At 68.2% G+C, this 17009-nt stretch carries 13 protein-coding genes, 1 tRNA gene and 5 pseudogenes; 14 read left to right on the top strand and 5 right to left on the bottom strand.

The annotated features are described in order from the left end of the window. Window positions 1-91 precede the first annotated feature (91 nt). A complete protein-coding gene (locus ACIPEK_RS38210; RefSeq protein WP_402006107.1) occupies window positions 92-2800 on the top strand; it encodes a M4 family metallopeptidase in 2709 nt (902 codons plus the stop codon). A gap of 252 nt (window positions 2801-3052) precedes the next feature. Here the strand turns inward: ACIPEK_RS38210 and ACIPEK_RS38205 are convergent, their stop codons facing one another. Then, on the bottom strand, window positions 3053-3238 hold the full coding sequence (locus ACIPEK_RS38205) for a DUF6381 family protein (RefSeq protein WP_327277295.1): 186 nt from the start codon (window positions 3236-3238) through the stop codon (window positions 3053-3055). Between the two features lie 207 nt (window positions 3239-3445). Here ACIPEK_RS38205 and ACIPEK_RS38200 point away from each other — a divergent pair, with 207 nt between their 5' ends. From ACIPEK_RS38200 to ACIPEK_RS38175, 6 genes and pseudogenes are all read left to right on the top strand, one after another. Further along, a complete protein-coding gene (locus ACIPEK_RS38200; protein WP_402006170.1) occupies window positions 3446-3772 on the top strand; it encodes a hypothetical protein in 327 nt (108 codons plus the stop codon). 235 nt (window positions 3773-4007) lie between these two features. Beyond that, window positions 4008-4766 carry a GntR family transcriptional regulator gene (locus tag ACIPEK_RS38195; RefSeq protein ID WP_402006104.1) on the top strand — a complete coding sequence of 253 codons (759 nt, stop codon included), beginning with the start codon at window positions 4008-4010 and terminating at the stop codon, window positions 4764-4766. Window positions 4767-4816: 50 nt separating this feature from the next. Beyond that, entirely contained in the window at window positions 4817-6091 is a 1275-nt protein-coding gene (locus ACIPEK_RS38190; protein ID WP_402006101.1) for an MFS transporter, read from the top strand. Window positions 6092-6124: 33 nt separating this feature from the next. Then, a pseudogene (locus ACIPEK_RS38185) lies at window positions 6125-6304 on the top strand (transposase); the annotation flags it as partial. A gap of 266 nt (window positions 6305-6570) precedes the next feature. Then, window positions 6571-6963, top strand: a complete 393-nt coding sequence (locus ACIPEK_RS38180; RefSeq protein ID WP_402006099.1) for a helix-turn-helix domain-containing protein — start codon at window positions 6571-6573, stop codon at window positions 6961-6963. Window positions 6964-7044: 81 nt separating this feature from the next. Beyond that, window positions 7045-7455, top strand: coding sequence for a VOC family protein (locus ACIPEK_RS38175; RefSeq protein WP_402006096.1), 411 nt, complete (start codon window positions 7045-7047; stop codon window positions 7453-7455). A gap of 15 nt (window positions 7456-7470) precedes the next feature. On the opposite strand, the gene ACIPEK_RS38170 is transcribed toward ACIPEK_RS38175, so the two are convergent. Together ACIPEK_RS38170 and ACIPEK_RS38165 are read right to left on the bottom strand one after the other, a co-directional pair. Further along, window positions 7471-7755, bottom strand: a complete 285-nt coding sequence (locus ACIPEK_RS38170; RefSeq protein ID WP_402006093.1) for an IS3 family transposase — start codon at window positions 7753-7755, stop codon at window positions 7471-7473. Window positions 7756-7832: 77 nt separating this feature from the next. Continuing rightward, window positions 7833-8510: pseudogene (locus ACIPEK_RS38165) on the bottom strand (AraC family transcriptional regulator); the annotation flags it as partial. On the opposite strand from ACIPEK_RS38165, the pseudogene ACIPEK_RS38160 reads away from it, so the two are divergent. From ACIPEK_RS38160 to ACIPEK_RS38140, 5 genes and pseudogenes are all read left to right on the top strand, one after another. Next, a pseudogene (locus ACIPEK_RS38160) lies at window positions 8510-8785 on the top strand (DapH/DapD/GlmU-related protein); the annotation flags it as partial. The pseudogenes ACIPEK_RS38165 and ACIPEK_RS38160 sit on opposite strands and share 1 nt — an antisense overlap. Then, a pseudogene (locus ACIPEK_RS38155) lies at window positions 8746-9000 on the top strand (TetR family transcriptional regulator); the annotation flags it as partial. The pseudogenes ACIPEK_RS38160 and ACIPEK_RS38155, both read left to right, overlap by 40 nt. A gap of 111 nt (window positions 9001-9111) precedes the next feature. Further along, the gene (locus tag ACIPEK_RS38150; protein ID WP_402006149.1) at window positions 9112-9714 is read left to right on the top strand and encodes a DUF1349 domain-containing protein; all 603 of its coding nucleotides are present in this window, start codon (window positions 9112-9114) and stop codon (window positions 9712-9714) included. Window positions 9715-10039: 325 nt separating this feature from the next. Next, complete coding sequence (locus ACIPEK_RS38145; RefSeq protein WP_093898593.1) at window positions 10040-10243, top strand: cold-shock protein; 204 nt, start codon at window positions 10040-10042, stop codon at window positions 10241-10243. 310 nt (window positions 10244-10553) lie between these two features. Then, a tRNA-Ala gene (locus ACIPEK_RS38140) sits at window positions 10554-10626 on the top strand. Between the two features lie 90 nt (window positions 10627-10716). Here the strand turns inward: ACIPEK_RS38140 and ACIPEK_RS38135 are convergent. Further along, entirely contained in the window at window positions 10717-10893 is a 177-nt protein-coding gene (locus tag ACIPEK_RS38135; RefSeq protein WP_402006090.1) for a hypothetical protein, read from the bottom strand. Window positions 10894-10981: 88 nt separating this feature from the next. Between ACIPEK_RS38135 and ACIPEK_RS38130 the strand changes: the two genes are divergently transcribed. Beyond that, window positions 10982-14347 carry a PQQ-binding-like beta-propeller repeat protein gene (locus ACIPEK_RS38130; RefSeq protein WP_402006087.1) on the top strand — a complete coding sequence of 1122 codons (3366 nt, stop codon included), beginning with the start codon at window positions 10982-10984 and terminating at the stop codon, window positions 14345-14347. Between the two features lie 15 nt (window positions 14348-14362). After that, window positions 14363-15631, top strand: coding sequence for a hypothetical protein (locus tag ACIPEK_RS38125; RefSeq protein ID WP_402006084.1), 1269 nt, complete (start codon window positions 14363-14365; stop codon window positions 15629-15631). A gap of 160 nt (window positions 15632-15791) precedes the next feature. Here ACIPEK_RS38125 and ACIPEK_RS38120 read toward each other — a convergent pair. Next, window positions 15792-16280 (bottom strand): annotated as a pseudogene (locus ACIPEK_RS38120) (alpha-L-fucosidase); the annotation flags it as partial. Between the last annotated feature and the right edge of the window lie 729 nt (window positions 16281-17009).

Below are 17009 nucleotides of genomic sequence, written 5' to 3'. Positions count from 1 at the left end.
TGACGAAACATCTAGGCACCGAGCGCGTGGGGCCCCCGCACCGCACGCGGCTGGGCGAGTTCACGCATCTGTGCGATAGGGGAGGGTTCACGTGTTTCCGACACGACAAAGACGGCTCCGCCGTGTTCTGGCTGCCGCAGTGGTAGCCGCGGCCACCGGCTCGACGCTGCTGACGTCACCGGCCTGGGCCGAGGAGGAAGCCCCGCCGACCACGACCGTGGCCGGCGACCGGGTGCCCGTCGCGCCCGCCATGACTCAGCGTCTCGACGACACGGTCCGTGAGGGCACTCCGGCCCAGGCCGCACGGGCGCACCTGAAGGCCCACCAGGACACGTACAAGCTTCCGGTCACGGACCTCAAGACCATGAGCACCAGCAAGGACGGCAAGCAGTCGTCCGTCCGCTTCCAGCAGAAGCACCACGGGGTGCCGGTCTTCGGCGCCGAATACGCCGTGCAGACCGAGGCGGCCGACGGCGGTCAGAGCGTCACCTCCGCCACAGGCACCCTGTACACGGACCTGTCGGTCTCCACCACGCCCAGCGTTTCCGAGGCCACCGCCGAGAAGCGGATGTTCTCCCTCGACGGGAAGCTGTCGCGGGTCAAGGGCGCCAAGACCGAGGGCCACGGCCTCATCGTCCTGCCGGACGCCCGAGGCGGCAAGCTGGCCTGGCACTTCACCGTCACGGGCGCCGAGGTCAACGGCAGCCCCGTGCGTCAGGAGGTGTACGTCGACGCGAACATCGGCGGTATCGCCCTCTCGTACAACAACATCGACGCCGCGGACGCCGCGCCGGCCAAGGGGACGGGCGTGCGCGTGGACGGCTCCGAGACGGAGCTGGACATCGACAAGGAGACGGGCGGGTCGTACACGCTCGTCGACTCCACCCGGGACATGTACGCGCGGACCGGCGGCCAGATACGCACCTACGACGCCCAGCGCAAGAGTTATTCGCTGGTGGCGGGCGGCCCGGTCACCGAGGACATTCCCCTGGCGACCTCCGCGAGCGACCGATTCGAAGCCACCAACACGTCCTCCGGCGCGGTCGACGCACACCTGAACGCGGCGAAGGTCTACGAATACCTCAAGGACAAGCTCGGCCGTGACGGTGTCGACGGCAAGGGCGGCACGATCTACTCCGTCGTCAACGTCGCGAACAACGGCAAGGACTACGCCAACGCCTTCTGGGACGGCTCCAAGATGGTCTACGGCCACATGGACGGCGTGCCGCTGTCCGTGGGCCTGGACGTGGTCGGCCACGAGATGACCCACGGCGTCACCGAGCACTCCGCCGGGCTCGTCTACCTGAACCAGTCGGGCGCCCTCAACGAGGCGATCTCCGACTACTTCGGCAACGCCATGGAGACCGCCGACAAGGGCGTCGCGATGAGCGACCCGACGTCCGGCCTCATCGGTGAATACCTCTGCAACGGCACGAAGCCGCTGGAGGAGTGCGCCCTGCGCGACCTCAACGACGGCCGCAACGCGCAGACGGACTACAAGCCCATCACGCTCGACATCGACAACGGCGGCGTGCACTCCAACTCCACCATCGTCGGTGGCGCGCTGTGGGACATGCGCAAGAACATCGACGCCGGCCTCGCCGACCGGATCACCTACCGGGCCGCCCAGAACTACCTCACCCCGCTGTCCGGCTTCACCGACATGCGCAACGCCGTCACCCTCGCCGCGAAGTCCCTGAAGGTCTCCGCGGCCGACCTCGACGCCATCGACCGGGCCTTCGACGACCACGGCATCGAGCGGGGCTGGGAGCAGAAGTCCGGCACCCACGACGGCACCACCATCGGCGCCGGCATCCTGCCCGCCTACGAGGTCTACAGCGGCATCGACGAGCAGGCCGCCCAGATCAGTGGCGATGTCTACGCCATTGGCCACGGTGACGCGATCGCCTGGGGCCAGGGCGGCGCCGCCTTCGGCATCACGGTCGGCCGCTTCGGCAAGAAGCCCCAGCACGAGCTGGCGCAGTCGGACGCCTACCTCATGGACCCGTCCCTCGACGACGAGCGTGTCGTCTTCACCCGGATCTCCGCCGCCGGCGTCGGCATCTACCAGGCCGGCGACAAGGGCCAGGGCGCGATCAAGAAGCTGGTCGACACCCCGGACGCCGACGAGACCGAGCCGGTCACCGAGAACGGCGCCCTCGCCTACATCAGCACCACTGCCGACGGCGAGCAGGACGTCATGCTGCTGAAGGCCGACGGCACCACGGTCAACGTGACGCCCGAAGCCGGCACCAAGGCCTCGCGCCTCGCCATGAAGAACGGCACCATCGCCTGGGCCGGCGGCGACGGGACGTACCTGTACGTCTACGACATCGCCACGGGGAAGACCCAGAACAAGCGGATCCCCGGCTTCCTGTTCGACTGGATCTCGGACATCCAGCTCACCTCGGACCGTGTCTTCTACCGCAGCACCGGCGGATTCCTGATCCCGAGCACCACCATCGGATCGACACCGGCCGCAGATGTGACCCGGATGAAGAGCCTGACCTACCCGAAGAGTCTGTACGTCGCCCAGTTCTCGGTCAGCGACGAGTACTTCGCCTACTCGACGTACGACTTCTGGGGCGCTCTCGGCGCCTGGAACGGCCCGACCAAGGTGAAGGTCTCCACGACCGAGGACGTGCTGGCCGGGCTGAACAACTTCAGTCTCGCTTCGTGTTCCTCCGGTTCGCAGCTGGCCCCGTCGCTCGGTGACGGACAGCGGATCGTCTGGCTGGACACCACGGCCGCTGCGACGGACGTGGTGACGCGCGGGACGTTCGCGGGCACCTGCGAGTAGCATCCGCGATACGCCGGAGGTGGTCACCGGATCTTCCGGTGACCACCTCTTCGCGTACGGGTAACGGAACGCTCGTCAATTTCCTGGCGACGGCTGTGCGTACCGGAACTGTGACGCCCCTCGTCTACTGCCTTTCGACGAACCGTAGCGCTCCGGCAGGGCACGTCGTTCACAGTGACACAGGGGCCGGCCGGTGTTCTCCGGCGCTCTGAGCGCCGGAGAACACCGGCCGGCGTGTTGAGCGGGGGACGGCTACATGGGGTCCATGTTCTGGTTGCCGCCGCGGCTCTCCTGCTCGCTCTGCTCCTGCAGTCGGCGGGCCTGGTCCGTCAGCCGCTTACGCTCCTTCGGGTCCGAGGTGCGCGCGGCCTCATCCTTCATCTCCTGCGCCTTGGCACGCATCTGCTGGGCACGACCGGATTCACCTGCAACGCTCATGATCACTCCTGGATCTGTCGGGAAGAGCGGGCCTCATCAGCGAAACAGTGCCCCGGCACCCACGCATCTCGAACAGTCACCCACCGCTATCCCCACAGCTCAAGCCCACCCCGCTCGTGTGCCGGGGCGTGTCTGCCCGTTGCATCCTGCGCCGGCGTCTCCCGACCAAACCCTCGGCAGGTGGATTACCCGATAGGGTCACCGGCCGTGCCTGGGCGGAGCGCCTCGTCGCGTGCGCTGCCCGTGCTGCCGCCGGCATTGCTGCGCTCCGGGCGCTCCGGCTCGTTTCCGTTGCCGCACTGGTACATCGTTCTGATCGTGTTCGCGGTCGTCCTGTCACGGGTGCACCGGAAGCTGGGGGGAAGGCCGGTAGGCGACAGCCCGGGCCGGAGCGGCGGCGAACCGCGGCACCTCGAAGACCTGGCCACGCGCGTCGAGGAATTCCGCTCCGCCGTCGACCACCTCGTGACGCCCTGGTGGGACGCGTCGAACGCGAGGGTCACGTACCCGAGCTCGGTGAGCCGTTCGGCGTAGAGGCTCGCGGTCTGCTCCTTCACGCCGCCACCCGGATGGGAGACGACGACGGCCGGCAGCGGAGAACCGGCGGAATCGCGTCGAGCAGCGGCAGCAACTGGCTTCACACGAACCTCCGCAGCCGCTTGAGCACCGAGCGTATTTCTACTCCAGCAGCTTTTGCCTGGTGCGGTAGCTTGCCAACGCCGCCTGGAATCACCCGCTGCCGCGCAGCAGAGCAACCGGAGGGTCACAAATGCCCAGAGAGGCCCCGTACCTTGCAGTATCCGAAGCGCTGCGCGCACGGATACTCGCGGGAGAGTGGGAGATCGGGGAGCGCCTGCCGTCCCGGGCGCAGCTCGCCGAGGAGTACGGGGTCGGGCGCAACGTCACGCAGAGGGCCATGGATCGCTTGATCATCAAGGGCTTCCTCGAAGGACGCGCGGGCTCGGGCACCTACGTCCGCATGCCGCGCGAGCGCCTGCGGATGGTCCGCTCGCGGCAACGCGAACGCCGGGACGGTTCCCCCTCCCTCGCCGGTATGAAGGAGCGGGGCAAGGCCGGCGCCTGGGATTCGCACAGCCAGACACGCGTCCCCGCTCCTGAGGCAATCGCCGAGCGGCTCGCCATCAGCCCCAAAGACCCCTGCGTCAAGACACACTACGAATTCCTCGCCGACGGGCAACCCGTCCAGCTCTCCGAATCCTGGGAGCCGATGGCCATCACGGACGGAACGCCGATCGTGCTGCCCGAGACGGGACCCCTCGCGGGAAAGGGGGTGGTTGAGCGCATGCGCTCCATCGGCGTTGATATCGAGACCGTGGTCGAGCTGCCGCGCCCGGCTCGTGCCACCCAGGTGCAGGCGAACCTACTGGGGATCAGCGTCGGGGACCTGGTGCTCCAGATCGAGCGGACCATCTACGACACCGACGGACGTCCGGTGGAAACCGCCGACATCGTCATTCCGGACGTGTGCCGGGAAGTGGCCTACGAGTTCGTGGTCGACCAGCCGTAGCCGTTGAAGCCAGTAGAGCGATATTTCAAATCCGACAGTAGGTGACTCGAATGTCGATACCCTCCCGACTCGGACTCCTGCGTGATCCGGACTTCGGGCGACTGTTTGCCGCCACCGCGCTCGGTCAGCTGGGCGATCGCATCATTTTTCTCGCGTTGCCTCTGGTTGCGATCGTGGCACTGAATGCTGACGAGTTCCAGGTTGGACTACTGGCCGCGATGACCACGGCAGGCTCACTCCTGGTCGGGCTACCGGCAGGCGCGTGGGTGGACCGTATGCGGAAACGATCAGTGATGATCAGCATTGATTTCGCGAGGGCGGTGGCTCTCTTGACGATACCGGTGGCGTGGTGGTCCGAGCTTCTGACGATCTGGTGGCTCTACGCAGTCGCGTTGGTTCATGGAGTGCTGACAGTCTTCTTCGATGTCGCGTACGTGAGTTATCTGCCGCATCTGGTGGGACGCGGCAATCTCGTTGAAGGAAACTCAAAGCTCTCGGCGATACGCTCGGTAGCCAGTATCGGTGGACCAGGGATGGCAGGGCCGCTTGTCGGCTGGCTCGGAGCCCCTGTAACGCTTTTGGTGAGTTCGGCCGGGATGGCGATTTCAGGTCTGCTCGCAACCGGTATCCGCAAACGCGAACAGAAGCCGGAGCCGAGTGAGCACCCTCAACTGCTTCGAGAAATCAAAGAAGGGTTGAAGTTTGTCCTCAAGCATCCCGTCCTGCGTGCAATCATCCTGGGGGATGCAATATTCAACCTCTTCCTGGTCATGTATCAAACCATGTTGCTGGTCTTCTTGGAGAGGGAGATAAATCTCGAGTCCTTCGGTATCGGCCTCATTCTGTCGGGAATGGGCTGTGGTGCCCTGCTGGGCGCGCTGTGGGCAACCAGGGTCTCGAAGCGGGTCGGGCAGGGTCCGGTCATCTGGCTCGCACCACTTGTCACCTGTCCGCTGACAGTCCTGATGCCGTTGGCGCATCCGGGGTGGAGCGTGTATGTGGCTGCGCTCGGACTCGCGACCCTTTCCCTGGGCGGAGTCATCCGCTTTGTGGCTCAATCAAGCCTCCAACAGACCCTCACGCCAGATCGGCTCCTGGGCCGGATGAGCGCGACAGCCCGGTTCGTGTCCTGGGGCGGCATTCCGCTCGGCGGGCTGTTGGGAGGAGCTTCGGGCTCTGTGTTCGGAGCAAAAGCTACATTGTGGATCGGTGCCGCCGGCATGACGTTGAGCACCATCCCGTACTTCCTGTCACCGCTTCGAAGCATGCGCGGATTGCCAAGGAAGGAGATCCCGAGCTCGTGCGCTGAGGTTTACGACGGCTGACACCATGAGGTGGATCGGCCTTGATGGCCATGTCTGGCAGGGGAGTTGAGCGTTCGGTCCGGTGTGGGGGCGCCGCCGTGGACCGTGTCGGATGAGCTGTGGGACCGCCTTGAGCCGCTGCTGCCGCAGCGCGACTGGCGCTTCCGGTATCCGGGCCGCAAGCCGTTGCCGGACCGGGAGGTGCTGTGCGAGATCCTGTACATGCTGCACACCTGACCGGCCTCAGCCGGAGTCCAGCCGATATTGCGCTCCAGCGGCGCAGCCAGGCCCCGCATATACGCCAACGCCGACTTCCGCGGCGCGGCCCGGGAGGACCGGTGAATGAACCTTCCTGAAAAGACAGTTGAAGTACTTCGGTAGTACCGCTGGGCGCGGGTCGTCGTGTGTGCCAGCTCGTGAGGGGAGGGGAGGGGAGGGGAGGGAGTGGATGGGGCACTGGATCTGCCACGGACGGCGGTGAGCCGTGGTGTGATGGCGCCGTGAGTCGCGCTGCAGAAGAGACCAACCGCCGCATGCTTCGGGCACGGGATGCGATGGACCGGGCCTATGCGCAGCCGCTGGACGTCCCGGCCCTGGCCCGGATCGCGCATGTGTCCCCGGCGCACTTCACGCGCACCTTCCGGGCCACGTTCGGCGAGACGCCACACCGCTACCTGCAGCGCCGCCGTGTCGAGCGTGCGATGTTCCTGTTGCGGGAGACCGACCGGAGTGTGACGGACATCTGCTTCCAAGTCGGCTTCGGCAGCCCAGGAACCTTCAGCCGCACATTCCGCGACATCGTCGGCCGGTCACCGAGGACGTACCGCAAGGAAGCGACGGCCACGAGCGTACCGACGTGCTTCACGATGGCGTGGATGCGGCCGAGAGCCTGAGCGTCCGCACTGCCCGCACCGTCCGTCCATTGAGCAGTTTTGGATAAGTTTTCGTCCGGCTTGCCCGGTAGCGTGATGCACATGTTCAACGCCATCACGCACTCGCAGATTTACGTCCTCGACCAGGACGAGGCCCTTGACTTCTACGTCGGAAAGCTTGGTCTGGAGGTCAACGCCGACATCGATCTGGGCTTCATGCGCTGGCTGACCGTCAGTGTCCCGGGTCACCCGGAGCGCCAGATCCTGCTGGAGAGGCCGGGCGCCCCGGCGATGTCCGAGGAGACGGCGCAGCAGATCCGTGAGCTGGTGACCAAGGGAGTGATGGGTGGCTCGCTCATCTTCAGCACGGACGATTGCCGCAAGACGTACGAGACGCTGCTGGGCCGGGGCGTCGAGTTCACCGAGGAGCCGACCGATCGTCCGTACGGAACCGACTGTGGCCTTCGCGACCCCTTCGGCAACAGCATCCGCTTCACCCAGCCGAGCGCCTGAGGGCTGTCCTACGGGTTATGAGCGGAGCCAGAGCCGAATCGCGGCAACGGTAACGGTGCCGTGAAGGGCAGGGGTGGCCGAGTCCGCGACGGTGGTGCGGTGCCTGTGCCGCAGCCGCAGACCGGCCAGGCCGACCTGGCGCATGGCCCGGGCAGTCTTCTTGTGGTTGACGCGCTCGCCGTACGCGCGCAGTTCGGCGGTGATCCTCGGGACGCCGTAGTGCCGTCCGAATCCTGCGCATCCGGGCGGCGAGCTGCGCGTCGGCTGTCCGGCGGGCCGCCCGGTCGGCTGCCACGACATGTCCGTTCTCAGATCCTCAAGATCCGCGTCTCAGGTGTCCACGCTCCGGGGCCAAGGCCCGTGCGGGCGGCCCCTGCTCAACTGGCTGCCCCGGCATGGGCGTACTGGCCTGGGGCGATGCCCATGACACGCTTGAAGTGCCGGGTGAGGTGGGACTGGTCGTAGAAGCCGGTGGCGGCCGCTACCTTGCCCGGCGGCTGTCCGTCGAGCAGCAGACGGCGGGCCAGGTCGACGCGGCGGGACGTCATGTACTGGTGGGGCGCGATGCTGAACGCGGCGCTGAAGGCACGCACGAGGTGTGTGGGGTGGGCATGGACCAGGCGTGCGGCTTCGGCCAGGGTGATGGCTTCGAGCAATCGCTCGTCGAGGAGGTCACGCAGGTCCTGGGCGACACCGCGGTCGGGCCCCGCTCTGCCGACGGCCGGCCTGGGGCGCAGGTGCTCGCGCAGGCGCTCGCTGATGAGGGCCAGACGGCTCTCCGCCTCGAACTCGTCGCCCCGGTTGGCCAGGGCTGTGTGCAGTTGTCCGATGCGTCTGCGCAGGACGTGATCGGTGAGGTCCGGTCCGTCCACCGCCGGGCCGATGAAGCGCTCGTCCAGCTGCGACATGTCGAGATAGAGAACACGCTTGCGGAACCCGTGAGGGGTGGCAGGTGAGCCGTTGTGCGGAACCTGCGGCGGGAGCAGGCTCACGGTGTCGTTCGGGGTGGCGTGCTCGTGGCGGTCCAGGTCGTAGCGGACCGCGCCGTCGTCGATACAACCTCACCGCCCTGGACGTGGCTCCCATCACCATCGGCCGGGACTGCCAGATCGGCCCCAACGTGCAGCTGCTCACCCCTACCCACCCCGTGGAACCGCAGCCGCGCCGTGACAGGCTGGAGGCCGCCAAGCCGATCACGATCGGCGACAACGTCTGGCTCGGAGGCGGAGCAATCGTCCTGGCGGGGGTGAGTATCGGTGACAACAGCGTCATCGGTGCCGGAGCCGTCGTCACACCCTCGCGGCACGCAAGCCCACCTACCGGGAACTGACCCGGGAATGGATGCGTCGCAGCCGCCGCGCCCTGGAACGGCACTTCGACCCGGCAACGGCCCGTCAGCTCGACGCCCTCATCGAAGGACTGTCCATTCACCGTGCCCTCGACACCGAACCCCACGAACGCGCCCTCACCCTCGAGGCCGTCATCCGTATCACCAGCGGAGGCAGCGGCCCTGGCGCGCTGACGGCCGCGCGGCCGGACGCCTGACCGCCCTGCCCCTCGGACGCCTGTCCGATGGCACACCTGACCACGCTGCCGGCGCTCCTCACCGCCCCGGAACACTGGCTGACCACCTCGCCCGCACAACGGAGCAGACACATGAGCAACCAGCACACCATTGGCTGGGACGACGCGACCTGGCTCAACCCTCCCCTGGACGCCGTCAGCGACGGCGCCGGACTGCTGGTCACCACCCGGAACCACAGTGACTTCTGGCGCACCACCAGCTACGGCTTCATTCGGGACGACGGGCACGCGCTGCTGACCGCCCTGCCGGACACCAGAGCCATCGAAGTGACCTTCGTCGCCGACTTCGACACCCTCTACGACCAAGCCGGACTCATGGTCCGCGTGGACGAGCAGACATGGATCAAGGCCGGCGTGGAAATGACGGACGGTGTCCTGCACCTCGGCGCCGTTGCCACCCGCGGCCACTCCGACTGGTCCCTGGCCCCCGTGCCCGACTGGAACGGACGTCACATCACCGTCCGGGCCAGCCGCGACGGCGACGCCGTGACGATCCGGGCCCGCCGCGACAACGACCCATGGCGCATGGTCCGGCTCGCCCCACTCTCACCCGAGGCAGCAGCATCAGCCGGCCCCTTCTGCTGCTCCCCACAGCGAGAAGGCCTGAAAGTGCGGTTCACCGGTTTCTGCCAGGGGCCGGCCGACGCATCACTCCACGACCCGGCCGAATCGTAGATCAGGAGGTCGACACGCCCCTGGCGCCAGAAGGGCCTCCGGCTCGGAGCAAGCCCGTTCCTGCCACGCGACCTTCATGTGCGCGCGGGCAGGGTCCGGATTACTTCGTGACTGTCGGCGGACATTCTCAACTCGGGATCGCTGATGACTCATTGCTCTCTGGTGATGGGCGGTCTCGCCATGTAGTGTCACCGGCAGATGTCGTGGTTCGCAGTACCTGCCCGCGCTCCGGCGCGGGCACTTTGCTGTGCAGTGCCTGAGAACCAGGGCGATCACCTCCGGGTCCGCGCGGTGCGGATCCGACTATCGACTGAGAGGCACCGGCATGGCCAGCGGAACCGTCAAGTGGTTCAACTCGGAAAAGGGCTTCGGCTTCATCGCTCAGGACGGCGGTGGCCCCGACGTCTTCGCGCACTACTCCAACATCAACTCCACGGGCTTCCGTGAGCTCCAGGAAGGCCAGGCCGTCACCTTCGACATCACCCAGGGCCAGAAGGGGCCGCAGGCGGAGAACATCACCGCCGTCTGATCCGGAGACAGGAACCGCCGGACCCCGGAGCATCCACTCCGGGGCCCGGCACATCCCGCTCGGCCCGTTCAGACGGGTCCCGGGCCTCGGCGTGCAGATCGCCGGCAGGACTCCGGGCACGGAAGACCTGAGACCCGGAGCCGCCGCATGCTGCCCTGCTCACTCGCGCGCTGAGCGCACAGGTGCCAGCCGCCAATCCTCAGCGCCACGCCGGTCCGCGCCTGGCGAGCCAAGCAGCTGGTCAGATGACACCCCCTCGGATAATCCGGAAGCACGGAGCGCAGATGGCTTCTAGGATCACGAACAGGGTGGGGCTGTAGCGCAGTGGTCGTCGCGCCTTCACGGCATGTAGGAAGACGCCGGTTCGAATCCGGTCGGCCCCACCCGACGCTTCGTGGTCAAACCCGCGTCCGCTCGCATGCGGTCGGGTGTTTGAGTCTGAGGCTGGTCGTTGTTACGCAGCGCCGGGCGCTTCACTGGTTCTCGTACAAGGTGGCGGTCCGACGGTCCAGGTGGGCGCTGTACGGACGGTCCGCCAGTTCCTTGCTCAGGATGCCGAGGACACGGACGCAGGCACCCTTGAACGAGTAGCCGTTGGAAGTGCACCCGGTTCCGTCGGGCTCAAGCGCCCCGCGTGACCCAACAGCCATGAACGGGACGCTGAACATTTCCGGACGGCTCCGTGAAGTCGCTCAGGACCCACGGGTAACCGAACAGCGGATCATTAACGTCCGCTTTATGAAACACATATGCAGAGCAGCCGGGCTCGCCCTCGCGCTGCTGTTTCTCGTGCTGGGCATCGGCGCCCAGGCCGCGTTGGCGCATGTCACGCGCGAGCATGCGGAACTCGTAGTCGCGCCCGGTGACAACGTCGCCAGCGGCCGCCTCATCGTGCACAACGCCGTCGTGGCTCCCGAGCAGGCCGGTGCGTGGGCGGCCGGGCTGCTCTCGGCCCCCTGCCCGGCCACCGGCTCGGGCGTGCCCGGTGACAACGGCGGCGTGCCCGGCGGGGTCGTCATCGAGCTGGCGTGGAGCTGCCACGTCGACGCGCTCGACCTGAGCCCGCTCATCGACAAGGGCGGACTGACCCAGGTCGTTGTCGAGTTCGACGGCACGGCCGTCGACGCCTCCGCAGCCACCCCGCTCGTCGACATCCACGGCGCGCACGCCCTGCCGTCGTTCCCCTGGCTCACCGTCGCGCTCGTCACGGCCGCCGGTGTCGTGCTGCTGCTCGTCGTCTGCCGACTGCCGTTCCTCGTCCGCGGACTGCGCCGGACCCGGCGGCGCCGGCAGCTGGCGACCGCCGGAGCCCTCGCACTGTCCTTCCTCGCGCCCCAGGCGGCCTTCGCCGACGACGGCGTGGATCGGGTCGGCACCGTTACCGTCGAGGGCACCGTCTTCAAGGACCGCAACGGCAACGGCGAGCGGGACAAGGGCGAGCACCCCATGCCCGGCATCGACGTCACCGACGGCGCCGTGTGGACCACGACCGGCGCGGACGGCTCGTACAGCCTGCAGATCGACCCGAAGCGGCGCGAGACCGACCTCGTCAGCATCGTCTCGCCCGACGGATACACGCCGGCGCTGCGCAAGGATTACATCCCGCAGTTCTTCCACAAGGTCGCCGAGACCGGCGGCGCAGACGTCGACTTCGCGCTCGTACCCGACCGCAACGCCTCGAACCCCACCGAGAAGTGGGTCATGAACTCCGACCCCGAAGTCGGCAATCGCACCGACGACGAGGCCCGCCGCGCGCTGCCCCAGTGGACCGGCCAGGTTCAGGCGATGTCCGAGGTCGACGGCGCGACGATGCAGATCGCGACCGGTGACCTCACCGTCACGGACTACGCCGACGAGCCGCGCCGCCAGGGCGCGTACGACCTGTTCAGCAAGGGCCTCGAGGAGGGGCGGCTCGGTCACCCCTTCTATCCGGTGATGGGTAACCACGACTTCGGCGGCACGGCGACCTCCCAGGGATACGCCGGCAGCATGGAGTACTACCGCCGCAATCTCGCCCCCGAGTGGTACAGCCTCGACCGCAACGGCCGCCACATCGTCGTCCTCGAGGACAACTACGACGCGAGCGGGCTGAAGCCGCAGCTGGAGTGGCTGCGCCGGGACCTCGCCCGGCACGCGGTCGGCAAGCAGGTGTTCGTCTTCGCCCACCGCTCTCTGTTCACCCAGTGGGGCCCGGGCGCCGGCATGCAGCCGACGATCGACGAGCTCGCCAAGTACGACGTACGGATGGTCGCCGCCGGTCACAACCAGCAGGCCGAGTTCCGGCGCGGTGCCTTCAAACGGTCCGTCGAGATCAACAACCAGGGCACGTACGGCATCGACGGTGCCCACCCCGACTACAAGGTACTCGACTTCAGCGCGATCACGGACGATCCGCGCACGCCTCTCAACGAGGACACCGGTCATGTGACCGGCATCCACCGGCAGTTCGACATCGACGACGATGCCGCGCTGGTCAGCCCCGCGCAGGGCAGCGTGCACGGCGCCAAGGCCGCAGTGCCCGTCGAGGTGTACGCGGAGGACGACGGCCGCACGCCCGCCAGGGCGGTGCTGACCGTCCGCAACAGCCGAGGGCACCTGGTGAAGCGTCAGGACGTGCGCTTCGGCAAGGGGGCGTCCCGACCCGGCAACGAGAACTGTTACACCCCGCCCGGCGGCACGCCGGAGCCCTGCCCCGACGCACGCGGCGCCTGGACGCGGGCGAGCGGCACACTGCACGGGCTGCGGCCCGGCACGTACACCGCCGAGTCGGTCGCGTACGACACCCGGGGCAAGCAGTTCCCCGTCGTGAAGAACACCTTCGAGATCGTGCGCGACTCCGAGCTCGCGAAGCCCAGGACCGGGCAGGACTGGCTGCGGCAGGGCGGCGACGAGGCCGGGCGGTCCGCGAGCGGCGACGATCCCGGCGCGAAGCTCGACCTCAAGTGGGCCCGCCACACCGGCGAGCAGTTCAACCTCAACGGCTCGGTGGTCGCGGACGGCAAGCTCATCGTCTCGTCCCGCGCCTTCGACTCGCCGTACAGCATGATGCTCGCGTACGACGTCGTCTCCGGGCGTGAGCTGTGGCGTACGTACCTGGACGGCGACGCCGAGTCGGCGCCGACGCTCCACGGCGGCATGGTCTATCTGACCACCGGCGTCGGCCGGATCTACGCGCTCGACGCGGCGAGCGGCCGCATCGCCTGGCAGTCGATCGACCGAGAGGAGACCCGCGGGGACACCGTGCGCCGCTACGGCCGCGCGGGCGGACCTGTCAGCGTCTTCGCGCTGGCGGGCGCGGAGCGCCGCTCGGTCGCCGTCTACCAGGACGCCTACACGGTCCGCTGCCGGGACGCCGAGACCGGCGGGATGCTGCCCGGCGGCTTCGGCGCCGCGTTCTCCTGGGGACAGGCCCACAGCACGGTGATCCGCGAGCCCGGCTCCAACACCGCCTACCTGCAATCCATGTCGAGCAACACCGTCATCGCCATGGACCTCGTGACCTGTACCCAGCTGTGGGTGAAGGACACCGCGGGCGACATCGACAGCCACTCCTCGCCCGTCCTGACCGACCCGGCCACGGGCGAGGCGAAGCTGGTGACGTTCACGGCGTACGGCGTCCGCGGGCACGACCCGAAGACGGGCGCGGTGACCTGGGAGTCCAAGCTGGGCGGCGGCAGCACCTGCGAGCCGGGGCGCGCCCCGCTCACCAGCCCGGCCGTGTGGGGCGACACCGCCTATGTCGCGGGCCGGGACGGTGCCGTACGCGCCTACGACACGAGCGCGACCGATCCGTCGAAGCCGGTGTGGGAGGCCAAGTCCGGCTATCTGCCGGGGGAGAGCCCGCTGGACGACAAGTGGCGGGTCGCCATGGGCTGTTCGGCCGGTTCGGGTTCGCCGACGATGCACCCGCTGGTGACGAAGTCCCATGTGTACGTCGGGACGTGGGACGGTCGCCTGCTCGTCCTGGACCGGGCGAGCGGGACGCGGGTCGCCTCGTACAACCTCGGCGCGGGAGTGGCCTCGGCCCTCTCCGTGAGCGGTGACTGGGTCTTCGCCCTCACGGACGACGGCACGGTCCACGCGCTCGCCGCACGCCGGAAGTAGAGGGGAAGCACCACAGTGCGATCACCTCGCAACGGGGTGCTGCTCCTGCTGGCCGCCGTCCTCGCGCTGCTCCTGGGCAGCGCGGGGACGGCGCAGGCGCACCCCTTCGGAACCCCTCCCGTCGTGAAGATCGAGGCGGCGGGCACCGCCGTCGACGCGACCTGGTCCGCGCAGCGCGACGACATCGCCGTCCTGAAGAACGAGTCCGGCGGTGACGAGGCGGGCTATCTGCGCTCGCACATCGTCGTACACCAGGACGGCCGCCCGTGCCGTGTGGGCCGGGCGGACGGCGTGAAGCTCCGCTTCGTCTGCCCTCGGCAGGTGGACCGCATCGAACTGACGGTCACGGCGCTGACGGACGTCGATCCGGCGTACCGGACACTGTCGGTGACGGGCACGGGCTCCGGCGGGCTGCACACGGCACAGGAGCCGACGCGGACGCTGACCCTGAAACCGGCGGCCGCGGGAACCGCCGCGACCTCACCGGCCGCTTCGGGCTGGGGGGCCTGGACAACCGACCTGACCTCACTGCTGGACCACGGCGCGGCCCTCCTGCCGGCTCTGCTCGTGGCCGTGGCCGTGGGTGCGCTCCACGCCTGCGCGCCGGGGCACGGGAAGTCGCTGGCCGCCGGGTATCTGGTGGGCGGCAGGGGCAGGCCGCGCGACGCGGTGTGGCTGGGCGGGATCGTCGCCGTGATGCACACGTTCTCGGTTGCCGCCCTGGCGGTCGGCTGGTGGCTGGCGGCGAACAGCACGCCGGACATCGCGGCGCTGACGGGGTGGCTCCAGCTGATCACGGCGCTGGTGGTGGCCGGGGTGGGCGTGAGCCTGCTGCGGAGGCATCTGCGCCACCGGAGGCACCACCAACCCCATCACGGGCCTGATCACGAGCACGGGCATGACCACGGGCACGATCACGGGCACAGCCATCACATCCCGGATGCCCCGTCCCTCCTCACCTGGCGAGGCCTCGTGCTACTCGGCGCGTCGGGCGGCCTGCTGCCCTCGCCGTCCGCCTTCCTCGTCCTGCTCACCGGCCTGCTGACCGGCAAGGTCGGCATCGCCCTCGCGATGGTCGTCGCCTTCGGCCTCGGCATGGCGCTGACGCTCACCGGCGTCGGCCTGATCGTGCTGCGCGGCCGGGACGCGCTGCTGGACCGTGTCTTCCGCTCCCGGACGCTGCGGACGTGGACGCCGAGGGTTCCACTGCTTGCGGCTTCGGCGGTGGTGGCCGGAGGGACGGTGGCCTCGGCGGTCGCCGCAGGCCACCTCCTCGCTCTGTGAGTTGCGTGACGTCCGCGTACGACAAGGCGCCCCCGTCCGGCCTGAAACCAGGCGGGGGCGACCTGTTCCGGCAGGCCGGATGGCGCGAGAGCGGTAACCCAGGATGGCCTCGGCGACTCTCCCGGGCATTGACCACAGAGGGGGTCCCCGGCGGCATCGGCTACTGCAGACTGCCGGTCTCCTTCAGCCGGTCGACGTAGGTCTGGGTTATCCGACCGCTGAGGTCAGGACCGACGTTCAGCACGAAGGGGGAGTTGCCGGCATTGGCCTTGTGGAGGTTGTCGACGATCTCCTGGGCCGAACGCGGTTGCCCTGTGGATGTGGTGTGGAACCAGGTGCGGTCGGTGTCCGGAGTGTCGCTGCTGTCGGTGGGACGCGGATTGGTGGCCGGAGGCATGCCTTGGACGGGGACCTCGTAGACGATGACGTCCGTCGTCTGCAGCGTGCCCAGGTGGTCACCGTGCTCGGTGGTCAGGGCGTTGGTCCAGTCGGTGACCACGTGCGCGGCGGTGGCGACGCGCCACAGTCCCACCACCACGACGACAACGTTCAGGGTCAGGTAGATCCCGACCAGGACGACGGCGACGCCGATGGCGTCCAGGAAGCCCTTGAGGAGCACCGCCCCGAGCAGCGCGACCAGCGTCACCGTGAATTCGCTGGACCCAGGGCCCACAGGCGGCGCGGGCATCCTCACCGAAGTGGCCGACGACAACCCGGCAAGAAGGTCCTCAACGACAGCGCCCCGCTGGGTAAGCTCGCTGCTCCCGGTGAATGGCGGCTCCAGCAGCTGAGCAACCAATTGCACACCGGGCGCCGTTGATGCGTGCGAGAATCACCACCTTCAATGCCCCGCGCCACTCAGCGGCGCGCCCTGGTGTCCAGAAACGTCGCTGCTGAGGTTCTGGCCAGGACGTTCCCCTCGCGCGAGGTCATGCTGGGGCTCGAAGGATGTGGACGCGGTGGCGACCTTCAGCCGGCGCTTGACCCACAGTCCGATGGTCGTCCAGGCGTTGCGGGGCCCGGCGCCGCCAACGGCCGGACGTCTCCATCCACACCGGCTCAGCCCTCAACAACCCACGCATACAGAGAAAATGTTCAGATCGCGACCTCGTGCAACACGCTTCAGGGCCGCCTCTCCGGCCTGCTCACCGCTCCTGTCACCCTCGTCGGTGCCCTCACTCCCTTCGGCGAAGCCGTCCTCGCAGCCGAACTCGGTGGATCTCGCTCGGTCCTCGTTCTGCTCACCGCGGCGTCGCTCGCGGCGAGCAACCTGGCGGCAGGATCTGAGAGGGCGTTCGATAGGGGAACCCCCTATCTGTCCGATCTGCGCTGCGGCGAGACGGACTTGTTTCCATGATCTCGTAGCGCGACACCTGGG

This window comes from Streptomyces sp. NPDC088246 (assembly GCF_044741025.1).
Lineage (GTDB): Bacteria > Actinomycetota > Actinomycetes > Streptomycetales > Streptomycetaceae > Streptomyces.
This window is presented reverse-complemented; position numbering and strand designations above follow the sequence as displayed.

Coding starts and splice junctions, on each gene's coding strand:
- ACIPEK_RS38205 (WP_327277295.1), bottom strand. CDS start 3,238: ATGAGCGTTGCAGGTGAATCCGGTCGTGCCCAGCAGATGCGTGCCAAG.
- ACIPEK_RS38195 (WP_402006104.1), top strand. CDS start 4,008: ATGCCCAGAGAGGCCCCGTACCTTGCAGTATCCGAAGCGCTGCGCGCA.
- ACIPEK_RS38190 (WP_402006101.1), top strand. CDS start 4,817: ATGTCGATACCCTCCCGACTCGGACTCCTGCGTGATCCGGACTTCGGG.
- ACIPEK_RS38175 (WP_402006096.1), top strand. CDS start 7,045: ATGTTCAACGCCATCACGCACTCGCAGATTTACGTCCTCGACCAGGAC.
- ACIPEK_RS38170 (WP_402006093.1), bottom strand. CDS start 7,755: ATGTCGTGGCAGCCGACCGGGCGGCCCGCCGGACAGCCGACGCGCAGC.
- ACIPEK_RS38150 (WP_402006149.1), top strand. CDS start 9,112: ATGAGCAACCAGCACACCATTGGCTGGGACGACGCGACCTGGCTCAAC.
- ACIPEK_RS38145 (WP_093898593.1), top strand. CDS start 10,040: ATGGCCAGCGGAACCGTCAAGTGGTTCAACTCGGAAAAGGGCTTCGGC.
- ACIPEK_RS38135 (WP_402006090.1), bottom strand. CDS start 10,893: ATGGCTGTTGGGTCACGCGGGGCGCTTGAGCCCGACGGAACCGGGTGC.
- ACIPEK_RS38130 (WP_402006087.1), top strand. CDS start 10,982: ATGAAACACATATGCAGAGCAGCCGGGCTCGCCCTCGCGCTGCTGTTT.